This is a genomic window from Pseudomonas sp. P42 (assembly GCF_017973755.1).
Taxonomy (GTDB): Bacteria; Pseudomonadota; Gammaproteobacteria; order Pseudomonadales; family Pseudomonadaceae; genus Aquipseudomonas; species Aquipseudomonas iridis.
Genome location: NZ_JACOPU010000004.1, coordinates 756,931 through 780,677 on the forward strand (window position 1 = coordinate 756,931; position 23,747 = coordinate 780,677).

A 23,747-nucleotide genomic window follows, 5' to 3' on the forward strand; every position below is an offset into this window, starting at 1 on the left:
TTATGTCCCCGCCCCTGAGTAAACCGTTGGCACCCTCCTGGGTCAGCCGATTCAAGGAACAGAGCCTGGAGCGTGGTCGCCGCTACGCCCTGGAAAACCGGGTACGCATCGCCCAGGTCGGCGATGCGACCATTACCGCCAGTTGCGAAGGCTCTGGCGGTAACGTGTACCGTCAGACCATTCACCTGCGCGAGTCAGCCAAAGGCACTTTGCTGTTGGTCGACGCCACGTGCACCTGCCCGGTTCGCACCAACTGCAAGCATTGTGCAGCGGTGCTGCTGAAAATCCAGGAAACCCTCGAGTACCCCGCTGCCGCAAAAGACGCCGAGCTGCTGGAAAAACTCCAGGCCGTGCTGGAAAACCGTGGCCCGAAGGCACCACCGCAAGTGCTGGTCGACAACGTTCAACCAATGCCTCGCCTGTGGCTGGCCAGCGTCGAGTTCAGTGCATTTGAACCGCGTAACGGCAAGATGCAGCGCTACATTCAGCATCGCGCGGCGTTGTCGTTCAGCTATCTGGACGAATACGTCAGCGGGCAGAAAAACAGCGACATCCTGATCCGCCAGGAAAACCAGACGTTGCGGATAAAACGCCACCCGGATGTGGAACAGTCCTACCGCGAACAGTTAAGAATCCTCGGCTTTCGTATCGCCACCCGGCAGAGCAAAGCCTTACCGGAAAGCGCTGGCGAACTGTATGAAATGGTCAATGACAGCGCCTGGCTGACCTTCACCCTCAACGAACTGCCAAAGCTGCGCACCCAAGGCTGGGAATTGCAGATCGACGAAGAGTTCGGCTTCGACCTGACCGCGGTGGATGACTGGTACGCCACGGTTGAACAGGCGCCGGAGCGCGACTGGTTTGATCTGGAGCTGGGGATCATCGTCAATGGCGAGCGCCTCAGTTTGCTGCCAATCCTGCTCAACCTGATGCGCTCGCACGCGGAAATCCTCAATCCGGAGCGCCTTGCGCGGCGCCGTGACGACGAGCTGATTCTGGTCAACATTCCACAGCGCAACCTCGAGCATGGGCCGTTGCAGGTGGCGTTGCCGCTCGGCCGGTTGAAACCGGTGCTGGCCACGCTCGGCGAGTTTTATTTGCAGGAACCTGGCGAAACCACCCTGCGCCTGAGCAAGGCTGACGCCACGCGCCTTAATTCGCTGGAGGGGCTGCCGCTGCTGTGGGAGGGCGGCGAGCAGATCCGATCGTTTGCTCAACGCCTGCGCGACATTCGTGACTTCAGCATCGAGGCCCCCGAAGGCCTGAACGCAACATTGCGTCCGTACCAACTCGAAGGCTTGAGCTGGATGCAGTCGCTGCGCCAGCTGGAAGTCGGCGGGATACTCGCGGATGACATGGGTTTGGGTAAAACCCTACAGACGCTGGCGCATATTCTCAGCGAGAAAATCGCCGGACGCCTGGATCGTCCGTGCATGGTGGTGATGCCTACCAGCCTGATCCCGAACTGGCTCGATGAGGCGGCGCATTTCACGCCGCAACTGAAAGTGCTCGCGCTTTATGGCGCCAGTCGCAAAAAGCACTTCGACAATCTGGCTGACTTCGACCTGATCCTCACTACCTACGCGTTGCTGCCCAAGGACATCGAACGTCTGGTGCAACAGCCTTTGCATGTCTTGGTGCTGGACGAGGCGCAGTACATCAAGAACCCCAACAGCAAAGCGGCGCAAGCGGCGCGTGAGTTGAATGCTCGTCAACGCCTGTGCCTGAGCGGTACACCGCTGGAAAATCACTTGGGCGAGCTTTGGTCACTGTTCCATTTCCTGCTGCCGGGCTGGCTTGGCGACGTCAAAAGCTTCAACGCCGACTACCGTGTGCCGATCGAAAAACGCGGTAGCGAGGTCAGACTTCAGCACCTCAATGGTCGGATAAAACCGTTTCTGTTGCGCCGCACCAAGGAACAGGTTGCCACCGAGCTGCCGCCCAAAACTGAAATCATTCACTGGGTCGATCTCAACGAAGCGCAGCGCGACGTGTACGAAACCATGCGCCTGGCCATGGACAAAAAAGTCCGCGACGAGATCACGCGCAAAGGCGTGGCGCGCAGCCAGATCATCATTCTTGAAGCGTTGCTCAAGCTGCGTCAGGTCTGCTGTGATTTGCGCCTGGTCAATGGCGCCACCCTGCCCGCCCGCGGCAGCACTTCCGGCAAGCTCGACAGCCTGATGGAAATGCTCGAAGAGCTGTTCGAAGAAGGCCGGCGGATTCTGCTGTTTTCGCAATTTACCTCGATGCTGTCACTGATCGAGGACGAACTGAAGAAACGAAAAATCTCCTATGCACTTCTGACCGGTCAAACCCGCGATCGGCGCACACCGGTGAAGGAATTCCAGAGCGGCAATCGTCAGATCTTTCTGATCAGCCTGAAGGCAGGTGGCGTTGGCCTGAACCTGACCGAAGCGGATACGGTGATTCACTACGATCCGTGGTGGAACCCCGCGACCGAAAATCAGGCGACCGACCGCGCCTATCGGATCGGCCAGGAGAAACCGGTGTTCGTCTACAAGATGATTGCCCGAGGCACGGTGGAAGAGAAGATTCAGCACTTGCAGAAAGAGAAGTCTGATCTGGCAGCGGGCGTGCTGGATGGGCGCAAGGCTGGGGACTGGAAGTTGCAGAATGACGATATTGAAGCGTTGTTTGCGCCGTTGCCGGACAAGCTCGACAAACGTTGAGATCTTTCTCGTCTGTTAGATAGCTATCGCTGGCAAGCCGGCTCCCACAGGGTTTGTATTGTTCACAAAATAGTGATCAACCCGAATCACTGTGGGAGCTGGCTTGCCAGCGATGGAGTCAACTCGGTACAGGCCTGATCAGCCCTTGAGCACCCGCGCCAACGTCGATTTCACCTTGCCCATGCCGGCATGCAACGCCTGCTCGATCTCGGCCATGGTGATCACTTGCGTGGTCTTGCCCGCCGCCGGGTTCACCACCAGCGCCAGACACGCGTAATCCAGATCCAGCTCGCGCGCCAACGCCGCTTCCGGCATACCGGTCATACCGACGATGTCGCAACCATCACGCTCCAGACGCACGATCTCGGCCACGGTTTCCAGACGTGGTCCCTGCGTGCAGGCATAAACACCCTGATCGCTGTAATCGCAACCTTCGGCAGCCACAGCCGCAATCAATTGCTGACGCAACGGCTCGCTGTAGGGAAAGCTGAAATCGATGTGAGTGACCTCTTCCAGGTCATCGGCGAAATAGGTGTGTTCGCGCCCGCTGGTGTAGTCGACGATTTGATGCGGCACACAGAAATGCCCCGTACCCATCGCAGGATGAATACCACCCACGGCGTTGACCGCGATGATCGCCTCGGCACCGGCCTGCTTCAGCGCCCAAAGGTTGGCGCGGTAGTTGACCTTGTGCGGTGGGAAGCGATGCGGGTGCCCGTGACGCGCGAGGAACAGCACTTCCTTGCCGGCATATTCGCCAATCTGCACGTCGGCCGAAGGCGCGCCATATGGCGTGTCCACTGCCAGCGACTGGCGAATACTCAAGCCCTCGAGCTGGGTCAGGCCGGTGCCACCGATGATTGCGTAAACCGTCATAACGAAAAATCCTTAGTCGATCAATTGGGCGTCTTTGAGTGCGCCGATGGCTTGCAGCCAGCGTGGATCCTGGCGGTAGTCAGTGCTGGCAAACGCCTGACCGCGCATACGTGCGATACGCGCAGACGGTTTGACCTTCATGCGTTGCGCAGCACTCAGGGCCAACTCGGCAGCGGCGCGGTCATTGCAGACCAGGCCCATGTCGCACCCAGCAGAGAGTGCGGCTTCGATGCGACTGGCCGCGTCGCCAACCACGTGGGCGCCGGCCATCGACAGATCATCGCTGAAAATCACGCCGTCGAACTGCAACTCGCCTCGCAGGATGTCTTGCAACCAGCGCCGAGAGAAGCCAGCAGGCTGCGAATCGACTTGCGGATAGATAACGTGCGCCGGCATGACCGCGGCCAGTTGTTTGCTCAGTTTGGCAAAAGGCACGAGGTCGTTGGCGCGGATCTCGTCAAGGCTGCGCTCGTCGTTGGGGATCGCAACGTGGGAGTCGGCTTCGGCCCAGCCGTGACCGGGGAAATGCTTGCCCGTGGCGGCCATTCCGGCGCTGTTCATGCCCCGGATGAAGGCGCCAGCGAGCAACGCGGCACGCTCGGGATCACCCTCAAACGAACGAGTGCCAACCACGGCGCTGCGCTGGTAATCGAGATCCAGCACTGGCGCGAAGCTCAGGTCGAGGCCGACGGCCAGCACTTCGGTCGCCATGATCCAGCCACATTGCTCAGCCAGGTATTCGGCATTCGGATTGTCGGCGATGGCGCGCATGGCCGGCAGACGCACGAAGCCTTGACGCAAACGCTGCACGCGACCGCCCTCCTGATCCACCGCCAGCAGCAAGTCCGGGCGAATCGCACGGATCGCCGCGCTGAGCTCACGCACTTGGCGCGGATGTTCGATATTGCGGGCAAAAATGATCAGGCCACCCACTTCAGGCTGACGCAACAATTGGCGATCTTCAGCCGTCAGCCAGGTACCGGCGACGTCCACCATCAACGAGCCTTGCAGGCCAGCAGTCATAGAGATTCCTTGAAAACGAAAAACCCGATCCGCATGGAATCGCCACCGAGGGCAGTGCCCGGCAGGTCGGCGATATCGATGGAGAACGGATTCAGAACGAGAGTCGGCATGGGCGGCTAGCTTAGCGGATACAAGCTGCCGCGCCCACCCGTGCGCGGTTAAACCTTGGCGGCCACCGGCGTTGATTTGCTGCGCGGGCGCAATTGCGCAGTGGCCATGGCAGCGTCGGTGACGCCGGTATCAGCGCGCATACCCGCAGCGAGGAACGGCACCATCAGGCGCATGACCTGCTCGATGGAGGTATTGACGCCGAAATCTGTCTCGGCAATCGCGCGCAACGCCTTGATGCCGGACATGCTGAACGCCGCGGCGCCGAGCATGAAGTGCACGCGCCAGAACAATTCAATCGGGGGAATGTTAGGTGCCGCTTCGTTGACCAGCAGCATGTAGCGACGGAACACCTTGCCGTACATATCTTCCAGGTAACGGCGCAGGTGACCCTGGCTTTGGCTGAACGCGAGGCCGAGCAGACGCATGAAGATCGACAGGTCGTTACCGCTGCGAGGCTGAACCACGAGGGCCTGTTCGACGAGGATTTCCAGCAGCTCTTCGAGGGTCGGCTTGTTTTCAGGTTTGGCCTGACGGCGTTCCAGCTCTTTATCGAGACTGGCGCAGAAAGGCCCGAGGAAGCGCGAGAACACCGCCTGAATCAGCGCTTTCTTGGAGCCGAAATGATAGTTGACCGCAGCCAGGTTGACGCAAGCCTTGCTGGTGATCAAACGCAATGAGGTTTCAGCGAAACCTTTCTCCGCGAACAACTGCTCGGCAGCATCAAGAATGCGTTCAACGGTTTCCGACTGGGCCATGGCTACTCCGCCTGACAAACACTTGTTTGAAACATACGTTTCAGCCTGTGTCTTGTCAAGCCTGTCGGTTCGTTTTGGGAATGGTCAGTCAGCTATTTAACCACACAAGGACGACGCATTAATAAGCACGTCCACTGACCGTCTGGCGGCTTGCAAAAAAACGGGCATTGCCAAGACCGCTTCACTGTATATAATCCCAGTCACTGTATAAAAAAACAGAGCGATCAATATGCTAAAGCTGACGCCACGCCAAGCCGAGATTCTGGCCTTTATCAAACGTTGCCTCGAAGACAATGGCTATCCGCCAACCCGCGCGGAAATCGCTCAGGAATTAGGGTTCAAGTCGCCCAACGCGGCGGAAGAACACCTCAAGGCACTAGCCCGCAAGGGTGCCATCGAGATGACGCCCGGCGCCTCTCGCGGCATTCGCATCCCTGGCTTCGAAGCGAAGGCCGATGACTCTACACTGCCAATCATCGGCCGGGTGGCTGCCGGCGCGCCAATCCTTGCCCAGCAGCACATCGAAGAGTCCTGCAATATCAATCCAGCGTTCTTCCACCCACGTGCGGACTATCTGCTGCGGGTGCACGGCATGAGCATGAAGGACATCGGTATTTTCGACGGCGACCTTCTGGCGGTTCATACCACCCGCGAAGCGCGTAATGGCCAGGTCGTCGTTGCCCGCATCGGCGATGAAGTGACCGTAAAACGCTTCAAGCGCGAAGGCAGCAAGGTCTGGCTGATGGCCGAAAACCCCGAGTTCGCCCCTATCGAAGTTGACCTGAAAGATCAGGAACTGGTGATCGAAGGCTTGAGTGTCGGCGTAATCCGCCGCTAAAGGAGGCTTTATGCAGTTCCCACACACACCTCAGCAAACACAACTGCCGTTATTCGAAGCGTTCATGGCGCAACCGATGGCGCCGATCCTGAAAGACGTGGTCGAGCGCCCCTGGAATACTGAACCCGAAGTATTCAGTGAGCTGTCACTGCGTGGTGCCGCCGGGAACTGCCTGAATCTGCTGGCGCCGATCCTTCGTGAGCTCAGCGACGATCTGGACGCACGCTGGCTGACGCTGATTGCGCCACCTGCCAGCCTGACCCAAACATGGCTGCGCGATGCTGGCCTGAATCGAGAGCGCATCCTACTGTTGCAACCGAGAGGCACTCAAAGTGCTCAACAACTCGCTTGCGAAGCCTTGCGTCTAGGCCGCAGCCACACAGTCGTCACCTGGCTCAACCCGCTGAACACAAGTTCACGGCAACTGTTGATCAGCGCTGCACGCACGGGCGACGCTCAGAGTTTGAACATTCGATTGGGTTGATTTACAAGCTATAAGCGCTGTGTGAAGCGCAGGGCTTCTCCAGGGATAGAGAAGCCGATCTGAAGCGGTAGTGACAAAATCAAAAAGCCGTCGGGAATCAATGAAGAACCCGAGACCCCTCATCTTTTTCAAACTCACCTTCGATCATTCGGCCTGCCATCTGCACGCCAACGCTCAACATCGCTTTTGCGATTTCCACGTGCTGGCCCTGCAGGAATGTCTTGGCGTCCTCGGAGAAATCCAGAGTCACCAGAGAACCCTCGTCCTCAGCCCTGCGCAGTTCGATTCGGCCGTCGGGTAACTCGACAATTTCTAGAAAGGACGTTGGCATATAGGTCTGTTCTCCACGAAAGGCAGGCATTATATAGACATCATTCAGGCTTCGCTCGTGATCTTGACCAGCAGCATGTTTCAGATTGCCACCGTGTCAATCAGCGTCAGCATTCGTTCAAACCTTCGCGAAAACGAATAGCCAGGCTCTTGAGGTTCTGCCGCCAACTCTCAAGTTCTTCACGGCTCAACTCTTGGGGAGCCTCTTCTTCATCCAGATTAACAGCCTGAATCAACGGCTGTGTCACATCGCCCTTGGGCTTGTGTGGCACGCGAGGCGGCTGGAACAATGCCGAATGCGCTGCCAGCAATTCTGCCAGCCAGGTCTCCGGATTGGTTGCCAGTTCAACCATTTCCGCCAGCTCCGGAATCGCGATCGACTCGAGCACTTCACGTGTCAACAGCATCTCGGCCCGTGGTGCACTCGCCTGAGGCAGGCGATAGAACCCGGCAATTTCATGACACAGTCCCAATAGCGCGCCATAGAGGTGGAACAACGCCGATTCACGCCCAGCCTGAATCAGCGCCAGAGAATTCATCGCCCGCCCTTCTTCAGCTCGAGCCAAGGCTTCCAGCGACAGGCCGGCGAAATAGATTTTCTGATTGGTGCGGGTATAGAGTTCGTGGGCCATGACGGCAGCCTCCACAACGAAATAATTGCTTCACACAGGCCGGACAGTGTCGTGGATCAACGGATCACACCGCAAGCACAAAAAAAAAAGGCCGCATGAAAACCCGAGGGTTCTCATGCGGCCTTTCAGTATCAGACTAACGCTTACTCAGCCTTGGCCTTGGAGCGCTTGTCTTCAACAGTCCACTTGCCACCGTCGAAGTACGCCTTCCAGCCAGTTGGCTTGCCGTCGACTTCGGTCTGCACGTATTGCTCCTTGGTCTTGCGGCTGTAGCGGATCACCGCTGGCAGACCATCAGGATCCTTCTGCGGTGCTTCGCACAGGAAGTGATACTTCGGATCGATTTCATCCTTGTGCGGAAGAATCTCGATCACCAGCGGAGCACGAGTCTCGCGGTTTTTCGGGAACTGACTGGCCGCCAGGAACAGGCCGGACGCACCATCGCGCAGGATGTAGGTGTCGTTGACCTTTTCGCATTTCAGCTCAGGCATCTTCACCGGATCCATCTTCGGCGGCGCCGCGTCACCGCTCTTCAGCAGTTTGCGGGTGTTTTTGCAGGTCGGATTGGTGCAGCCGAAGAACTTGCCGAAACGGCCGGTCTTGAGCTGCATCTCGCTGCCGCACTTGTCGCATTCCAGGCTCGGACCTTCGTAGCCCTTGATGCGATAACTGCCCTCTTCGATTTCGTAGCCAGCGCAATCCGGGTTGTTACCGCAGATGTGCAGCTTGCGCTTCTCGTCGAGCAGGTAAGCGTCCATCGCCGTGCTGCAGATCGGGCAGCGATGCTTGCCACGCAACACCAGCGACTCCGACTCACCCTCATCGTCCGCAGCGATTTCATCGCCCGGCACCAGGTTGACGGTGGCTTTGCAGCGCTCTTTCGGCGGCAGGCTGTAGCCCGAGCAACCGAGGAACACGCCGGTCGATGCGGTACGGATCTGCATCGGACGGCCGCAAGTGGTGCACGGAATGTCGGTCATGACCGGCTGGTTGGCACGCATGCCGCTTTCCGGGTTCTCGGCTACTTCGAGTTTCTTTTTGAAGTCACCGTAGAACTCGTCCAGCACGTTCTTCCAGTCGCGCTCGCCCTGAGCCACGTCATCGAGGTTTTCTTCCATGCCGGCGGTGAAGCCGTAGTCCATGAGGTTCGAGAAGCTCTCCGACAGACGTTCGGTAACGATGTCGCCCATCTTTTCCGAATAGAAACGACGGTTGTGCAGGGTCACGTAACCGCGATCCTGGATAGTCGAAATGATCGCAGCGTAAGTCGAAGGACGACCGATACCGCGTTTTTCCATTTCTTTAACCAGGCTGGCTTCCGAATAACGCGCCGGCGGCTTGGTGAAGTGCTGGGTCGGATCAAGCTTGATCAGCTTCATCACGTCGCCCTGCGCCATATCGGGCAGAACGTCGTCATCGCCAGGTTTGGCAATCTGCGGCATTACGCGGGTGTAACCGTCAAACTTCAGGATACGACCTTTGGCGCGCAGCTCGAAATCACCAGCGCCGACGCTGACAGTTGTCGACAGGTATTGCGCAGGTAGCATCTGGCAAGCCAGGAACTGACGCCAGATCAGCTCATAGAGACGCTCAGCATCGCGCTCCATACCCGCCAGCTTGCTCGGAATGGTGTTGGCGTCGGAGGGACGAATGGCTTCGTGAGCCTCTTGTGCGCCTTCCTTGCTGCTGTAGACGTTCGGCGTTTCCGGAAGATACTTCTTGCCGAACTCATCTTCGATGTAAGCACGTGCCATCGTCACGGCGTCTGCCGAGAGGTTGGTCGAGTCGGTACGCATATAAGTGATGTAGCCGGCTTCGTACAGACGCTGGGCCATCATCATGGTTTTCTTCACGCCGAAGCCCAGACGGTTGCTCGCCGCCTGCTGCAGGGTGGACGTGATGAACGGCGCCGACGGCTTGCTGCTGGTCGGTTTGTCTTCGCGCTTGACGATGCTGTAGCTGGAGGACTTGAGTTTCTCCAGCGCGGCCATCGCCTGGGCTTCGTTGAGCGGCTTGAAGGCTTCGCCCTTTTCACGCGCTACTTCGAAACGTACGGTCGAGCCTTTGGCGCTGCCGAGATCGGCATGCACTTCCCAGTACTCTTCCGGGTTGAACGCGCGAATTTCACGCTCACGCTCAACCACCAGTTTCACGGCGACCGATTGCACACGACCGGCGGACAGGCCGCGGGCGATCTTGGCCCACAGCAGCGGCGAGACCATGTAGCCCACAACGCGGTCGAGGAAACGACGCGCCTGCTGAGCGTTGACACGATCGATGTCCAGCTCGCCTGGCTTGGAGAAGGCTTCCTGAATCGCCTTCTTGGTGATTTCGTTGAACACCACGCGCTTGTAGCGGCTGTCGTCACCACCGATGGCTTCGCGCAGGTGCCATGCAATGGCTTCCCCCTCGCGATCCAAGTCGGTTGCGAGATAGATGGTGTCAGCGTCCTTGGCGAGCCGGCGCAGCTCTTCGATGACCTTCTCTTTGCCCGGGAGGATCTCGTACTTGGCCTTCCAGCCATGATCGGGATCGACACCCATACGCGAGACCAGCTGCTTGCGCGCTTTCTCTTTCGGCGTGAGCACCGGACCTTCGCCTGCGGCAGCCTTGCCGCGCTTGGCGGCTGGCTCTTTGCTGGCGCTAGCCGAACCGCTGGTGGGCAGGTCTCGGATATGGCCGATACTCGACTTCACCACGTATTGGTTGCCCAGATACTTGTTGATGGTCTTGGCCTTAGCCGGGGATTCCACAATGACCAGCGATTTGCCCATGGATCAGAAAATTCCTGAATTCTAGAAGTGAAAGGCGGTTGGCGCCTGACGCGGCACCGCTATATATAGTTGATACAAGGTGAGGTCAAGCGCAGGGTATTGCGCGCACTCGCCTTATGCCTTGGAAAACAGGCTCGGTTCGGCTTGCACCAAAGCAAAGCGTGGGACCTGCTCGCCGTCAACCTCGACGGACTCCAGAAACATGCTCAGTGGACGCACCCAAAAGCCGTAATCGCCATACAGGGCTTGGTAAAACACCACTTCTTCTTCCGTCTCGGAATGCCGCGCGACATTGAAAACGCGGTACTGCGGACCTTTGTAATGCTGGTAGAGCCCAGGTTGTATCGGCATGGTTTGGCCCTCCCTCAATTTTTTCAAAATAAAAACAAAATAAATCCACAAAAACAAAAACCGGGGCACTTGGCCCCGGCTTCCATCGACGAGACGCTTAAACGCGTTCGAAGACGGTGGAGATGCCTTGGCCGAGACCAATGCACATAGTGGCCACCCCGAAGGTGCCGCTATTCTGCTTCATCACGTTCAGCAAAGTGCCGGAAATCCGAGCACCGGAGCAACCGAACGGGTGACCCAGGGCGATCGCGCCGCCGTGCAGGTTAACCTTCTCGTTCATCTTGTCGAGCACTTTCAGATCTTTCAGCACTGGCAGAGCCTGCGCGGCGAAAGCTTCGTTGAGCTCGAAGAAGTCGATATCGTTGATGCCAAGGCCCGCACGCTTCAGGGCTTTTTGTGTTGCCGGAACTGGACCATAGCCCATGATTGCCGGATCCACACCCGCCACTGCCATCGAACGGATCACCGCCATCGGCTGGATACCCAGGTCTTGCGCACGCTGAGCCGACATCACGATCATGCACGAGGCACCATCGGTGATCTGCGACGAAGTACCGGCCGTCACGGTGCCACCCTTTGGATTGAACGCCGGCTTGAGGGCCGCCAGACTTTCCAGGGTGGTTTCCGGACGAATGGTTTCGTCGTAGTCGAACAGTTTCAGGAAACCGTTCTCGTCGTAACCCTGCATCGGGATGATTTCGTCTTTGAACTTGCCTTCCAGAGTCGCCTTGTGGGCGAGCTGGTGGGAGCGCACGCCAAAGGCGTCCTGCTGTTCGCGAGTGATGCCGTGCATTTTGCCGAGCATTTCAGCGGTCAGGCCCATCATGCCCGAGGCTTTCGCCGCGTACAGCGACATGTGCGGGTTCGGATCGACACCGTGCATCATGCTCACGTGACCCATATGCTCGACGCCGCCAACGACGAACACGTCACCGTTACCGGTCATGATCGCTTGCGCAGCCGTGTGCAGCGCGCTCATCGACGAGCCACACAGGCGGCTGACAGTCTGACCGGCAGCCGTGTGCGGGATCTGGGTCATCAGCGACGCCATGCGCGCGATGTTCCAGCCCTGCTCCAGGGTCTGGTTGACGCAGCCCCAGATCACGTCTTCGACTTCGTTCGGATCAACCTTGACGTTGCGTTCCAGCAATTTGCTGATCAGGTGCGCCGACATGTCTTCGGCGCGGGTGTTGCGGTGCATGCCGCCCTTGGAGCGGCCCATCGGAGTACGACCGAAGTCGACAATCACGACGTCTCTTGGATTCAAGCTCATAAAATTTCACTCTCGCTCAAAAGTTGGGACGCTTAACCGAAGAACCGTTGGCCGGTTTTGGCCATTTCACGCAGTTTCGCGGTCGGGTGGTACAGCGCGCCCAAATCAGCGTACTGGTCAGCCAGGGCAACGAACTCGGCAACACCGATCGAATCGATGTAGCGCAGCGCACCGCCACGGAATGGAGGGAAACCGATACCGTAGACCAGACCCATGTCGGCTTCAGCGGCGGTTTCAACGATGCCGTCTTCCAGGCAACGCACGGTTTCCAGGCAGAGCGGGATCATCATCCAGTTGATGATGTCTTCGTCAGTGACTTCGCGCTGCTCGTAAACAATCGGCTTGAGCACTTCCAGTACCGACGGATCGGCAACTTTCTTCTGCTTGCCCTTCTTGTCGGTCTCGTAGGCGTAGAAGCCCTTGCCGTTTTTCTGACCCAGACGCTTGGCTTCGTAAAGCACGTCAATGGCCGAGCGACGGTCATCTTTCATGCGATCCGGGAAGCCTTCCGCCATGACGTCACGACCGTGGTGACCGGTGTCGATGCCGACCACGTCCATCAGGTATGCCGGGCCCATCGGCCAGCCGAATTTTTCCATGACCTTGTCGATACGGACGAAGTCCACACCGGCGCTGACCAGTTTGGCGAAACCGCCGAAGTATGGGAACAGTACGCGGTTGACCAGGAAGCCCGGGCAGTCGTTGACGACGATCGGGGTCTTGCCCATCTTCTTGGCGTAGGCAACGGTGGTGGCAACAGCCAGCTCGCTGGACTTCTCGCCACGGATCACTTCCACCAGCGGCATCATGTGCACCGGGTTGAAGAAGTGCATGCCGACGAAGTTTTCCGGACGCTTGAGGGCCTTGGCCAACAGGCTGATGGAAATGGTCGAAGTGTTGGACGCTAGGATGGTGTCCTCTTTGACCTTGTCTTCAACTTCAGCCAATACGGCTTGCTTGACCTTCGGGTTCTCGACCACAGCTTCAACGACCAGATCGACGTGACCGAAATCACCGTAGGACAGGGTCGGACGAATGCCGTTGAGCACTTCAGCCATTTTCGCAGGGGTCATGCGACCTTTATCAACGCGGCCAACCAGCAGCTTGGCGGCTTCGGCCAGACCCTGCTCGATACCGTGCTCGTTAATGTCCTTCATCAGGATCGGCGTGCCTTTGGAGGCCGACTGATAAGCGATACCGCCACCCATGATGCCGGCGCCCAATACAGCGGCCTGCTTCACGTCTTTGGCGATTTCGTCGTAGGCTTTGGCCTTTTTCTTCAGTTCCTGATCGTTCAGGAACAAACCGATCAAGCTCTGCGCGGCAGAGGTCTTGGCCAGTTTGACGAAACCGGCGGCTTCAACTTCCAGCGCCTTGTCGCGACCGAAGTTTGCAGCTTTCTGAATGGTCTTGATCGCTTCAACCGGCGCCGGATAGTTCGGGCCAGCCTGACCGGCGACGAAACCTTTGGCGGTTTCGAAAGCCATCATTTGTTCGATAGCGTTCAGCTTGAGCTTTTCCAGCTTCGGCTGGCGCTTGGCCTTGTAGTCGAACTCGCCGGAAATGGCGCGTTTGATCAGTTCAAGGGCAGCTTCCTGCAGTTTCTCTGGAGCAACCACGGCATCGACTGCGCTAACTTTCAGCGCGTCTTCCGGACGGTTTTCCTTGCCGGAGGCAATCCACTCGATGGCGTTGTCGGCACCGATCAGGCGCGGCAGACGTACGGTGCCGCCGAAGCCTGGGTAGATGCCCAGTTTGACTTCCGGCAGGCCGATCTTGGCGTTGGTGGACATGACTCGATAGTCAGCCGCCAGGCACATTTCCAGACCACCACCCAGAGCGATGCCATTGATCGCGGCGACAGTCGGAACGTTGAGGTCTTCGAAATCGCTGAAGATCTTGTTGGCTTCGAGATTGCCAGCAACGAGCTCCGCATCCGGCAGCTTGAAGTTCTCGACAAATTCGGTGATGTCGGCGCCGACGATGAACACGTCCTTGCCACTGCTGACGATCACGCCCTTGATCGAAGCATCTGCCTTGATGGTGTCTACGGCCTGACGCAGTTCGTTCAGGGTTAGACGGTTGAACTTGTTGACGGACTCACCCTTGAGGTCGAATTTCAATTCGACGATGCCACTTTCAAGAGCTTTAACCGTGATGGCTTTACCTTCGTAAATCATCAACTGATCTCCACGATATGGAAGCTGAACAGTACACGTCGGACGCAGGCGAATGGCTAGGCAGGACGCTTTTTCGTCGATGCTGACACCAATCCACCCGGCACACCCGCCAACGCGATAGTCGGGATTCTGTAGGAGCAGTCTGTAAGACAAACGCTCAATTCATACGCCCGTTTGATTTGGGTACATCACCTTCACGGAATTTCCAACAATTGTCAATCGCCCAAAATGCGGGTTGGAATGCGACTTTGCGGTCATTTCCGTACCACGCAGATCCACAACACGCGCCTGCATGTGAAGCCATTCATAGGATCAATAGTTAGAAAAGTCGCCCTAATTCGCAGCGAGCCCTGTTTAAAAGTCTACGCTCACGGGACGATAGATAAACGCGCTGCCCATTTGAAGCCTGGGTCAGTGGTCATAAAGTTTCCGGCCTGCCTGGCCAACCCGCCCGATGAATCATGTCGGGCTTTTTATTGCTCGTCTGCCGGACGTTTCGCACCGTTGCGGTGCGAAACGTCAGCGAGTCACGCCAGCGCTTTCAGAGTGGCGTCGATATCCAGCAAAACCGTGGCTTCGCCCTTCTCGCCCCAGTACAAGGCGATCATCTGCTTATCCGCTTCGATCTTGAAGACGTTGCCTGGCAACTTTTCGAAATGATTGAGCATCGCCCGATCTTCGCAGACTTCCTGCCACTGATTGACCCACACGCCTGGCGATTTTTGCCAGTAGGTCCAGCATGCCGGCTGATTACCGCGACGCGGCCGATGGTATTGCGCGCACGGATCCGGCGGCTCTTGCGACAGCCAGTGCGGCCACTCCTGAGGCGCCAGTTGCATGGCCAGGCCAATACGACGCGCCTCCATGCGCAGAGCGATTCGACCGCTCTGCGCGCGCGATGGGCGCAACCATGCCAGTGGGCTCAATACCACCAACAGGATTGACACCACTATCCAGACCGTCATATCTGTACTCCCGTTTTCTGATGAGCCCATTGCTTCACTTCGGAACCAATGCGCTTGAAACCAGCCATACTTACCAATATTGAACCCTCACGAGGAGCGCCTCATGCCCTACCACCACATCCTGGTCGCCGTAGATCTGACTGAAGAGTGCGACCCCGTCATCCACCGCGCCCGCGAGCTGTCGGTGAGCAACGGCGCCAAGCTGTCGCTGGTGCATATCGTCGAACCGATGGCCATGGCTTTTGGCGGCGACGTACCGATGGACCTGTCACAACTGCAACAGCAGCAGTTCGATCAGGCCAAGGAACGCCTTGAGCGCCTTAAGCTCAAGTACACCGAGCTTGAAGGCGCCAATTGCCATTTGACCTACGGCCAGCCGCGTCAGGAAATCCATCACTTCGCCAAGGAACAGCAATGCGATCTGATCGTGGTCGGCAGCCATGGCCGTCATGGTCTGGCGCTATTGCTGGGCTCGACAGCCAATGATGTGCTGCACGGCGCGCCTTGCGATGTGCTGGCGGTGCATCTGGTCAAACGCTAAACCCTGCAGGAGCGGCCCAAGGCTGCGGTCTTGCAGACCAAAAGATCACAGCCTTCGGCAGCTCCTGCAAAAAGCCCGGCCTCACGCGAATGAGGCCGGGCTTTTTAATGGCTGAAGCAATCAGGCATCCAGCTCGGCCCAACGCTCCACCAACGCTTCCAGTTCCGCCTGCAATTGCTCAAGCGAGGCAATGACCTTGGCAGTCTCTGGCGCAGGACGCTGATAGAAACCGCTGTCGGCCATTTCAGCCTCAACGGCAGCGATCTGCTGCTCCTTGGCATCGATATCGCCCGGCAACGCTTCCAGCTCGCGCTGCAGCTTGTAGCTCAGCTTTTTCTTGGCAGCCGGAGCAGCAACTGGCGCAGCAGCGGCCGGCTCAGCAGTAACCACTGCCGAGTTCAGGTCAGCTTTGCCCGACTTGCTCTCGGTCACGCCCAATAGACGCGGCGAGCCGCCCTGACGGATCCAGTCCTGATAACCGCCGACGTATTCACGCACCTTGCCTTCACCTTCGAAGACCAGGGTGCTGGTGACCACGTTGTCGAGGAATGCCCGGTCGTGGCTGACCATCAGCACAGTGCCGTTGAACGTCAGCAGCACTTCTTCAAGCAGCTCGAGGGTTTCCACGTCCAGGTCGTTGGTCGGTTCGTCGAGTACCAGCAGGTTCGCTGGCTTGCTGAACAGCTTGGCCAGCAACAGACGCGCACGCTCACCACCCGACAGCGCCTTGACCGGCGTGCGAGCACGCTGCGGGCTGAACAGGAAGTCACCGAGGTAGCTCAGCACGTGGCGGCTCTGACCATCGATATCGATAAAGTCGCGACCTTCGGCGACGTTGTCGATTACGGTTTTTTCCAGATCCAGCTGATGGCGCAACTGGTCGAAGTACGCCACGTCGATCCGCGTACCCTCTTCCACTTTACCGCTGGTTGGCTGCAAGCCGTTGAGCATCAGCTTCAACAGGGTGGTCTTGCCGGTACCGTTGGCGCCAAGCAAACCGATACGGTCGCCGCGCTGCAGAACCATCGAGAAATCCTTGATCAGGAACGGGCCGCCCGGATGAGCAAAGCTCACGTTCTCGAGCACCATCACCTGTTTGCCGGACTTGTCGGCGGTGTCCAGCTGAATGTTGGCCTTGCCGGTACGCTCACGACGCTCGCTGCGCTCAACGCGCAGTGCTTTCAGGGCGCGCACGCGGCCTTCGTTACGGGTGCGACGGGCCTTGATGCCCTGACGGATCCACACTTCCTCCTGGGCCAGACGCTTGTCGAACAGCGCGTTGGCAGTGGCTTCGGCAGCGAGCTCGGCTTCTTTGTGCACAAGGAAGCTGGCGTAGTCGCCGTTCCAGTCGATCAGGCCGCCGCGATCCAGTTCCAGGATGCGCGTGGCGAGGTTTTGCAAGAAGGAACGGTCGTGCGTGATGAACAACACGGCGCCCTGAAAATCTTTCAGCGCTTCTTCAAGCCAGGCAATCGCACCGATGTCCAGGTGGTTGGTTGGCTCGTCGAGCAGCAGCAGATCCGGCTCGGACACCAGCGCCTGCGCCAGCAGCACGCGACGACGCCAGCCACCGGACAACTCGGCGAGTGTCTTGTCGGCCGGCAGTTGCAGGCGGCTTAGGGTGCTGTCGACCAGGGTCTGCAAGCGCCAGCCATCACGGGCTTCGAGGTCGTGCTGAACGTGCATGAGCTTGTCCAGATCGGCATCGGTAACGATGTTCTGGCTCAAGTGATGGTATTCGGCGAGCAATGCGCCAACGCCGTCGAGGCCTTCAGCCACCACGTCGAATACTGTCCGCTCGTCGGCCACAGGCAATTCTTGCGGCAGTTCGCCGATTTTCAGACCGGGGGCACGCCACACCGAGCCGTCATCAGGCTTCTGGTCGCCCTTGACCAGTTTCATCATGCTGGACTTGCCAGTGCCGTTGCGGCCGATGATGCACACCCGCTCACCACGGGCGATCTGCCAGGACACCTTGTCCAACAACGGCATAGCGCCGAACGCAAGGGACACATCGCTGAATTTGAGCAGGGTCATGAGCTTCTCCAAAAACCGGGGGCGCATTCTACCTGACTTGAGGCTTCAGCAGGCCGGCAATTTGTCTGTCGAAGCACTCTGCACAACATTTGTTGCGAACTTGTGCTGCAAGGCCCGCAAAGCTTTCGCCGCTCGCCGGCAAAAGGCTAAGCTACAGATAATTCAGTGCTGATTGATGTCGGCACTTGTCATGATTTCTCTGCCCGGATGTCTCATGCGCAGTCGCCTCTTCAGTGTTTTGTCCTGTTTGCTACTCTCCGCCGCTGCCGTTCAATCCGCCCAGGCGGTGGACCTGTCCACCCAGCGTCAGTATTACGATGAAGCCAAACGCGCGTTGGCCAAGGGCGATACCGGCCCATATATGCGCTATAGCCAGGCGCTGGCCGATTACCCCCTCGAGCCGTATCTTGCTTACGACGAGCTGACCGCACGCCTGAAAAGCGCCAGCAATGCGGAAATAGAGAAATTCCTCGCCGAGCACGGTGACCTGCCCCAGGCCAACTGGATGAAGCTGCGCTGGTTGCGCTGGCTGGCCGATCGCGGTGACTGGGCGACCTTCGTCAAGTATTACGATCCCAAGCTCAATTTCACCGAACTGGACTGCCTGAACGCGCAGTATCAGATCAGCCACAACAAAAAGACCGAAGGTTACGCCGCCACCGAAAAGCTCTGGCTGACCGGCAAGTCGCAACCCGCCGCGTGCGATGCACTGTTCGGCATGTGGGCCGCCGAGGGTCAACTGACCGAACAGAAGCGCTGGGAGCGCACCAAGCTTGCCGCCCAGGCGCGCAACTATCCGCTGGCCAACAGTCTGATCAACGGCCTGACCACCCTCGCCCCCCGTGGTCGCCTGTTGGTGGATGTGGCGCAGAAACCCGAACTGCTCAACCAGCCGTCGCGTTTTACTCCGGCCGATGAGCCGATGTCCGATGTGGTCAGCCTCGGCCTGCGCCGCCTCGCCCGCCAGGATCCGGACAAAGCCATGGCGCTGCTCGACGGTTACGCCAGCAGCATGCATTTCTCCCGCGATGAGAAAGTCGCGATCGCCCGGGAAATCGGCCTGACGCTGGCCCGCCGCTTCGACAGCCGCGCACTGGACGTGATGACCAAATACGACCCGGAACTGCGTGACAACACCGTCTCAGAATGGCGCCTGCGCCTGCTCCTTCGTCTGGCGCGCTGGGACGATGCTTATCAATTGACCCGCCGTCTGCCGCAGGATCTGGCCACCACCAACCGCTGGCGTTACTGGCAGGCGCGCAGTCTTGAGCTGGCGCAACCGCAGAACCCGGAAGCGCAGACCCTGTACAAAAATCTTTCGCGCGAGCGTGATTTCTACGGCTTCCTCGCCGCTGACCGTTCGCAATCTCCGTACTCGTTGAACAATAAACCGCTTGTGCTTAGCCAGGCGCTGATCAACAAGGTACGCAACACGCCCGGCGTGCGCCGCGCACTTGAGTTCCATGCACGCGGGCAAATCGTCGACGGACGCCGCGAGTGGTACCACGTCAGCCGTCACTTCAACCGCGACGAAATGGTTGCCCAGGCCAAACTGGCCTACGACCTGAAGTGGTATTTCCCGGCGATCCGCACCATCAGCCAGGCGCAATACTGGGACGATCTGGACATCCGTTTCCCGATGGCCCACCGCGATACCCTGGTGCGTGAGGCCAAGGTTCGTGGTCTGCATTCGAGCTGGGTGTTCGCCATCACCCGTCAGGAAAGTGCGTTCATGGACGACGCCCGCTCCGGCGTTGGCGCCAGCGGCCTGATGCAACTGATGCCCGGCACCGCCAAGGAAACTTCACGCAAGTTCAACATCCCCCTGGCCTCGCCGCAGCAAGTGCTGAACCCGGACAAGAACATCCAGCTCGGTGCCGCTTACCTGAGCCAGGTGCACAGCCAGTTCAATGGCAACCGTGTCCTCGCCTCCGCCGCCTATAACGCCGGCCCCGGACGCGTGCGTCAATGGCTGCGCGGCGCCGATCACCTGAGCTTCGACGTATGGGTGGAAAGCATCCCGTTCGACGAAACGCGCCAGTACGTACAGAACGTGCTGTCCTATTCGGTGATCTACGGCCAGAAGCTCAACTCACCGCAGCCGCTGGTGGATTGGCATGAACGCTACTTCGATGATCAGTGATCAGCAGGCTAACGCCGAGTAATAAAAAATGCCCGTATCGCGAGATACGGGCATTTTTTGTAACGTGCAAAGATCAAAAGGTCGCAGCCTGCAGCAACGCCTACACGACAGCCGCCTGTCCATCGTTGAACTGCAACGCCGCCAACCGCGCATACAACGGATTGCTCGCAATCAATTCCTGATGTGTACCCACCGCGACCAGTTTGCCTTGATCCATCACCGCGATCCGGTCGGCATTTTTTACGGTGGCCAAGCGATGGGCAATGACCAGCGTGGTGCGGTTTTGCATCAGGCTTGGCAACGCTTCCTGAATCAGATGCTCGCTCTGCGCATCCAGGGCGCTGGTAGCTTCGTCGAGCAGCAGAATCGGCGCGTCCACCAGCAAGGCTCGGGCGATAGCAAGGCGCTGCCGTTGTCCACCGGAGAGTCCGAGTCCAGCATCGCCCAGGTGAGTCTGATAGCCATTCGGCATTTTCTCGATGAAGTCGTGAGCGTGGGCGATTCGGGCCGCTTCCTTGACCTGGTCAAGTGTGGCCGTCGGGCAGCCGTAACGAATGTTTTCTTCCACACTGCCAAAGAACAATGCAGGAGTCTGTGACACCAGAGCAAAACAGCGGCGCAAATCCAGCGGATCAAGACTGGTCAACGGCACGCCATCGATCAGAATCTGCCCTTCAACAGGGTCATAGAAACGCAGCAGCAAGTCGTATACCGTGGACTTGCCGGCGCCGGACGGCCCAACAAGCGCCAGCGTTTCACCCGCCTTGATACTCAGACTCAAGCCATTGACGGCCAAGCTTTCCGGACGTGACGGGTAGGAAAAACGCACATCCTGCAATTGCAGTTCGCCCCTCACTCGCTCCGGCAAAGCCACCAACCCTGTGGTCGGCGCCTTGATAATGCTTTGCGCACTGAGCAGTTCGGCGATTCGCTCCGCCGCCCCCGCGGCACGTTGCAACTCCCCGATAACTTCACTCAAGGTACCGATTGCACTGCCAACGATCAGGCTATAGAAGACAAATGCGGCCAGTTCGCCACCCGTGATTCGCCCAGCGATCACGTCCATGCCGCCGACCCACAACATCACCGCGACTGCCCCCAAAACCAGCACGATCACCATGGTGATCATCCATGAGCGCTGAAAGATGCGTTTGCGCGCCATCTCGAAAGCATCTTCGACGGTCGCTGCGAAACGTCGCTCATCCTGAACCTGGTGATTGTAGGCCTGCACGGTTTTGATCTGGCCGAGGGCCTCGGAAACATAGCTGCCGATGTCGGCGACCCGGTCCTGACTCAGCCGTGACAGATTGCGAACGCGCCGACCGAAGATCAGGATCGGCGCAACCACGAACGGCAAGGCAATCACCACGATGCTGGTGAGTTTCGCATTGGTAACGAATAGCAGGATGACACCGCCGATAACCATCAGCAGGTTGCGCAGGAACATCGAGAGCGATGATCCGATGACCGATTGCAGCAGTGTGGTGTCGGCGGTCAGGCGCGATTGAATCTCGGAACTGCGGTTGTTTTCGTAAAACCCGGGATGCAGGTAGACCAGATGATTGAACACCTCACGCCGGATATCGGCCACGCAGCGTTCGCCAATCCACGACACCCAGTAAAATCGCGCGAACGTGCCGATCGCCAGCCCCACCACCATCAACATGAATATGCCGATTGTCTGGTTGAGCTGGTGCGGCGACTGGGTCATGAAACCCCGATCGACCAACAGTTTGATCCCTTGCCCCATCGACAACGTTACGGCTGCGGTGACGATCAACGCCAGCAGCGCGCCGCAAACCTGCCAGCGGTAAGGCGCGATGAATCGGCTGGTCAAACTCAAGGCGCGCCGATGGCGTGAGGAAAGCGTCGGTGTCATTCAGGTACACATCCGTGTTGATGGAGAGGCCATCCTAGACCATTCGATGGGTGGAACTCTGTAAATCACAATGAGTCAGTTTAAATATGCCCCCAAAGACTAGGCCATAGTTGCTATTGGTCTAAAGTCCCGATTGAGGCGCGCGGTCATTTCTGGTTGAGTAGAGATGCCGCCGCCGACGGACCGCAGGGAGCTGTCACAGCCCGGTCACGTGGGGGTTTTAACCTAGGCGCACAACCTGATGAGGAGACAGGCCATGTCCTTGCAACAAAGCAGCGAAGACAAGATTCAAGTGATCCGTACCAAACCCGGCCAGACTCTGGGTTGCTCGATTATTGATGAAAAAGGCCGCGAAGTACCGATCACTGAAGACATGATCCAGGACGCTTGCCGCGAACTGGAGAAACGATTGGTCAAGCCTGCCGAACAAGAGTGATATAGCCACCGTCTTCCTGACCCGGCCCATTTGGCCGGGTTTTTTATGCCTGCTTCCGCCCTACAGGGGAATGGGCTAGAGAGCTACTGCTCCGAGCGCTGTCACGATCTGGCGCAACGTTAGCGAATGCCCCTCGATCCGTACTTTCAACCCTTCAATCTCGCGCCGAACCGGATACTGCTTGCGCAAAACATCGAACGCCGCACGTTGCTCGGCGACATTGCCTACAAGACTGCGGCGAAAATCCGCGTCATCCCGACGTGGGTCGTACACGCCACGGCACAACATCGCCAATGCCCAGGCCGGATCACTGTCGGCATGCAAGGTTACTTGCGACAACCACGGCGCCGGCAGCAGGTCACTGAGCTGGATGCTCGCAGGCTGATCAATGAACTCGCAGTACGCTTGATAAATCTGCGCCGTGCCGCGCTGCTTGCCGTCGAGGCTGTAACCGGCAATGTGCGGCGTGGCCAGCACACAGAGTTCGGCAAGAGCCACATCGACCTCGGGTTCGGCCTCCCAGACATCGAGCACCGCTTGCAGGTCTTCGCGCTCCAGTAGCACTTCGCGTAGCGCAGCGTTATCCACGACAGGCCCACGCGCTGCGTTGATCAACCAGGCGCCAGGTTTGAGTTGCTGCAAACGTTGTTGATCGAACAGGTGCCAAGTCGCACTGTTACCGCTGCGGGTCAGCGGTGTGTGCAGGCTGATCACGTCGCACTGTTCGATGATCTGCTCCAGGCTGACGTAATCCCCCCCCTCGGCAGCCTGACGTGGCGGATCACAGACTTTCACGTTCCAGCCCAGGCCCTTCAAGACGTTGATCAGGCGCCCCCCGACCTCACCGGCGCCGACGACACCATAAGTACGCTGAGTGAGATCAACGCCCTCGATTTCGGCAAGCGTCATCAGGCTGCCGAGCACGTAGTCGACCACGCCTCGGGCATTGCAGCCGGGCGCGCTCGACCAGGTGATGCCCGCTTCGTTGAAATATTCGAGATCCAGGTGATCGGTGCCGATGGTGCAGGTGCCAACAAAGCGAACCTTGCTGCCCACGAGCAGCGCGCGGTTGACGTTGGTCACCGAACGCACCAATAACACGTCGGCCTGCTCGACCGTCGCACGGTCAATGGAACGGCCGGGCACTCGGCGGATCTCGCCAAAACCGGCAAAAAAGGCATCGAGCAGCGGGATATTTTCGTCAGCAACAATCAGCATGGCGGGCTCCTTGGGCGGATCGGCAGTTTAGGTGCAGATACGCGGTTGGGCCAGCGGGGTTTGATTCCAATCCTGACAACGACATGCCCCCTGTGGCGAGGACGGCGCAAAGCCATGAGTGATTACAAATCCGCAACACAGGATTTTTCCTGACCAACACGTCAGCGGCGTAGAATGCGCCGCCTTGCGCATCAACATCTGTGGACGC

General features: G+C 58.5%; 19 protein-coding genes. 6 read left to right on the forward strand and 13 right to left on the reverse strand.

All coding sequences use genetic code 11. The features are described from left to right. The first annotated feature begins 2 nt into the window (after positions 1–2). Positions 3–2,693, forward strand: coding sequence for a DEAD/DEAH box helicase (locus H8B20_RS16685; protein ID WP_210623909.1), 2,691 nt, complete (start codon positions 3–5; stop codon positions 2,691–2,693). 138 nt (positions 2,694–2,831) lie between these two features. On the opposite strand, the gene H8B20_RS16690 is transcribed toward H8B20_RS16685, so the two are convergent. From H8B20_RS16690 to H8B20_RS16700, 3 genes are all read right to left on the reverse strand, one after another. Next, the gene (locus H8B20_RS16690) at positions 2,832–3,569 is read right to left on the reverse strand and encodes an S-methyl-5'-thioinosine phosphorylase (protein ID WP_210623910.1); all 738 of its coding nucleotides are present in this window, start codon (positions 3,567–3,569) and stop codon (positions 2,832–2,834) included. Positions 3,570–3,581: 12 nt separating this feature from the next. Continuing rightward, positions 3,582–4,592 carry a beta-N-acetylhexosaminidase gene (gene nagZ / locus H8B20_RS16695; protein ID WP_042560163.1) on the reverse strand — a complete coding sequence of 337 codons (1,011 nt, stop codon included), beginning with the start codon at positions 4,590–4,592 and terminating at the stop codon, positions 3,582–3,584. Between the two features lie 158 nt (positions 4,593–4,750). Further along, the gene (locus tag H8B20_RS16700; RefSeq protein ID WP_042560164.1) at positions 4,751–5,458 is read right to left on the reverse strand and encodes a TetR/AcrR family transcriptional regulator; all 708 of its coding nucleotides are present in this window, start codon (positions 5,456–5,458) and stop codon (positions 4,751–4,753) included. 229 nt (positions 5,459–5,687) lie between these two features. On the opposite strand from H8B20_RS16700, the gene lexA reads away from it, so the two are divergent. Then, positions 5,688–6,296 carry a transcriptional repressor LexA gene (gene lexA / locus H8B20_RS16705; protein ID WP_042560165.1) on the forward strand — a complete coding sequence of 203 codons (609 nt, stop codon included), beginning with the start codon at positions 5,688–5,690 and terminating at the stop codon, positions 6,294–6,296. Between the two features lie 10 nt (positions 6,297–6,306). Then, entirely contained in the window at positions 6,307–6,780 is a 474-nt protein-coding gene (sulA, locus tag H8B20_RS16710) for an SOS-induced cell division inhibitor SulA (RefSeq protein WP_042560166.1), read from the forward strand. A gap of 97 nt (positions 6,781–6,877) precedes the next feature. On the opposite strand, the gene H8B20_RS16715 is transcribed toward sulA, so the two are convergent. From H8B20_RS16715 to H8B20_RS16745, 7 genes are all read right to left on the reverse strand, one after another. Continuing rightward, positions 6,878–7,111: a hypothetical protein gene (locus tag H8B20_RS16715; RefSeq protein WP_042562149.1), complete on the reverse strand. Its 234-nt coding sequence runs from the start codon at positions 7,109–7,111 to the stop codon at positions 6,878–6,880. 106 nt (positions 7,112–7,217) lie between these two features. Then, entirely contained in the window at positions 7,218–7,742 is a 525-nt protein-coding gene (locus tag H8B20_RS16720; RefSeq protein ID WP_042560167.1) for a DUF6586 family protein, read from the reverse strand. Positions 7,743–7,885: 143 nt separating this feature from the next. Then, positions 7,886–10,516, reverse strand: a complete 2,631-nt coding sequence (topA, locus tag H8B20_RS16725) for a type I DNA topoisomerase (protein ID WP_042560168.1) — start codon at positions 10,514–10,516, stop codon at positions 7,886–7,888. A gap of 114 nt (positions 10,517–10,630) precedes the next feature. Continuing rightward, positions 10,631–10,867 carry a DUF1653 domain-containing protein gene (locus H8B20_RS16730; RefSeq protein WP_042560169.1) on the reverse strand — a complete coding sequence of 79 codons (237 nt, stop codon included), beginning with the start codon at positions 10,865–10,867 and terminating at the stop codon, positions 10,631–10,633. A gap of 97 nt (positions 10,868–10,964) precedes the next feature. Next, positions 10,965–12,140: an acetyl-CoA C-acyltransferase FadA gene (fadA, locus tag H8B20_RS16735; protein WP_042560170.1), complete on the reverse strand. Its 1,176-nt coding sequence runs from the start codon at positions 12,138–12,140 to the stop codon at positions 10,965–10,967. A gap of 32 nt (positions 12,141–12,172) precedes the next feature. Next, complete coding sequence (gene fadB / locus H8B20_RS16740; protein WP_210623911.1) at positions 12,173–14,320, reverse strand: fatty acid oxidation complex subunit alpha FadB; 2,148 nt, start codon at positions 14,318–14,320, stop codon at positions 12,173–12,175. A gap of 527 nt (positions 14,321–14,847) precedes the next feature. Continuing rightward, a complete protein-coding gene (locus tag H8B20_RS16745; protein WP_210623912.1) occupies positions 14,848–15,285 on the reverse strand; it encodes a hypothetical protein in 438 nt (145 codons plus the stop codon). Positions 15,286–15,388: 103 nt separating this feature from the next. Between H8B20_RS16745 and H8B20_RS16750 the strand changes: the two genes are divergently transcribed. Then, positions 15,389–15,826 carry a universal stress protein gene (locus H8B20_RS16750; protein ID WP_042560173.1) on the forward strand — a complete coding sequence of 146 codons (438 nt, stop codon included), beginning with the start codon at positions 15,389–15,391 and terminating at the stop codon, positions 15,824–15,826. A 120-nt stretch (positions 15,827–15,946) separates the two neighbouring features. On the opposite strand, the gene H8B20_RS16755 is transcribed toward H8B20_RS16750, so the two are convergent. Further along, entirely contained in the window at positions 15,947–17,863 is a 1,917-nt protein-coding gene (locus H8B20_RS16755) for an ATP-binding cassette domain-containing protein (RefSeq protein WP_047302246.1), read from the reverse strand. A gap of 214 nt (positions 17,864–18,077) precedes the next feature. Between H8B20_RS16755 and H8B20_RS16760 the strand changes: the two genes are divergently transcribed. Continuing rightward, the gene (locus H8B20_RS16760) at positions 18,078–20,006 is read left to right on the forward strand and encodes a transglycosylase SLT domain-containing protein (RefSeq protein WP_047302248.1); all 1,929 of its coding nucleotides are present in this window, start codon (positions 18,078–18,080) and stop codon (positions 20,004–20,006) included. Positions 20,007–20,106: 100 nt separating this feature from the next. On the opposite strand, the gene H8B20_RS16765 is transcribed toward H8B20_RS16760, so the two are convergent. Continuing rightward, positions 20,107–21,885, reverse strand: a complete 1,779-nt coding sequence (locus H8B20_RS16765; RefSeq protein WP_210623913.1) for an ABC transporter transmembrane domain-containing protein — start codon at positions 21,883–21,885, stop codon at positions 20,107–20,109. 256 nt (positions 21,886–22,141) lie between these two features. On the opposite strand from H8B20_RS16765, the gene H8B20_RS16770 reads away from it, so the two are divergent. Beyond that, positions 22,142–22,321 carry a PA1571 family protein gene (locus H8B20_RS16770; protein ID WP_042560177.1) on the forward strand — a complete coding sequence of 60 codons (180 nt, stop codon included), beginning with the start codon at positions 22,142–22,144 and terminating at the stop codon, positions 22,319–22,321. Positions 22,322–22,396: 75 nt separating this feature from the next. Here the strand turns inward: H8B20_RS16770 and pdxB are convergent, their stop codons facing one another. After that, on the reverse strand, positions 22,397–23,539 hold the full coding sequence (gene pdxB / locus H8B20_RS16775; protein WP_210623914.1) for a 4-phosphoerythronate dehydrogenase PdxB: 1,143 nt from the start codon (positions 23,537–23,539) through the stop codon (positions 22,397–22,399). Positions 23,540–23,747 lie beyond the last annotated feature (208 nt).

Coding starts and splice junctions, on each gene's coding strand:
- H8B20_RS16685 (WP_210623909.1), top strand. CDS start 3: ATGTCCCCGCCCCTGAGTAAACCGTTGGCACCCTCCTGGGTCAGCCGA.
- H8B20_RS16690 (WP_210623910.1), bottom strand. CDS start 3,569: ATGACGGTTTACGCAATCATCGGTGGCACCGGCCTGACCCAGCTCGAG.
- nagZ (WP_042560163.1), bottom strand. CDS start 4,592: ATGACTGCTGGCCTGCAAGGCTCGTTGATGGTGGACGTCGCCGGTACC.
- H8B20_RS16700 (WP_042560164.1), bottom strand. CDS start 5,458: ATGGCCCAGTCGGAAACCGTTGAACGCATTCTTGATGCTGCCGAGCAG.
- lexA (WP_042560165.1), top strand. CDS start 5,688: ATGCTAAAGCTGACGCCACGCCAAGCCGAGATTCTGGCCTTTATCAAA.
- sulA (WP_042560166.1), top strand. CDS start 6,307: ATGCAGTTCCCACACACACCTCAGCAAACACAACTGCCGTTATTCGAA.
- H8B20_RS16715 (WP_042562149.1), bottom strand. CDS start 7,111: ATGCCAACGTCCTTTCTAGAAATTGTCGAGTTACCCGACGGCCGAATC.
- H8B20_RS16720 (WP_042560167.1), bottom strand. CDS start 7,742: ATGGCCCACGAACTCTATACCCGCACCAATCAGAAAATCTATTTCGCC.
- topA (WP_042560168.1), bottom strand. CDS start 10,516: ATGGGCAAATCGCTGGTCATTGTGGAATCCCCGGCTAAGGCCAAGACC.
- H8B20_RS16730 (WP_042560169.1), bottom strand. CDS start 10,867: ATGCCGATACAACCTGGGCTCTACCAGCATTACAAAGGTCCGCAGTAC.
- fadA (WP_042560170.1), bottom strand. CDS start 12,140: ATGAGCTTGAATCCAAGAGACGTCGTGATTGTCGACTTCGGTCGTACT.
- fadB (WP_210623911.1), bottom strand. CDS start 14,320: ATGATTTACGAAGGTAAAGCCATCACGGTTAAAGCTCTTGAAAGTGGC.
- H8B20_RS16745 (WP_210623912.1), bottom strand. CDS start 15,285: ATGACGGTCTGGATAGTGGTGTCAATCCTGTTGGTGGTATTGAGCCCA.
- H8B20_RS16750 (WP_042560173.1), top strand. CDS start 15,389: ATGCCCTACCACCACATCCTGGTCGCCGTAGATCTGACTGAAGAGTGC.
- H8B20_RS16755 (WP_047302246.1), bottom strand. CDS start 17,863: ATGACCCTGCTCAAATTCAGCGATGTGTCCCTTGCGTTCGGCGCTATG.
- H8B20_RS16760 (WP_047302248.1), top strand. CDS start 18,078: ATGCGCAGTCGCCTCTTCAGTGTTTTGTCCTGTTTGCTACTCTCCGCC.
- H8B20_RS16765 (WP_210623913.1), bottom strand. CDS start 21,885: ATGACACCGACGCTTTCCTCACGCCATCGGCGCGCCTTGAGTTTGACC.
- H8B20_RS16770 (WP_042560177.1), top strand. CDS start 22,142: ATGTCCTTGCAACAAAGCAGCGAAGACAAGATTCAAGTGATCCGTACC.
- pdxB (WP_210623914.1), bottom strand. CDS start 23,539: ATGCTGATTGTTGCTGACGAAAATATCCCGCTGCTCGATGCCTTTTTT.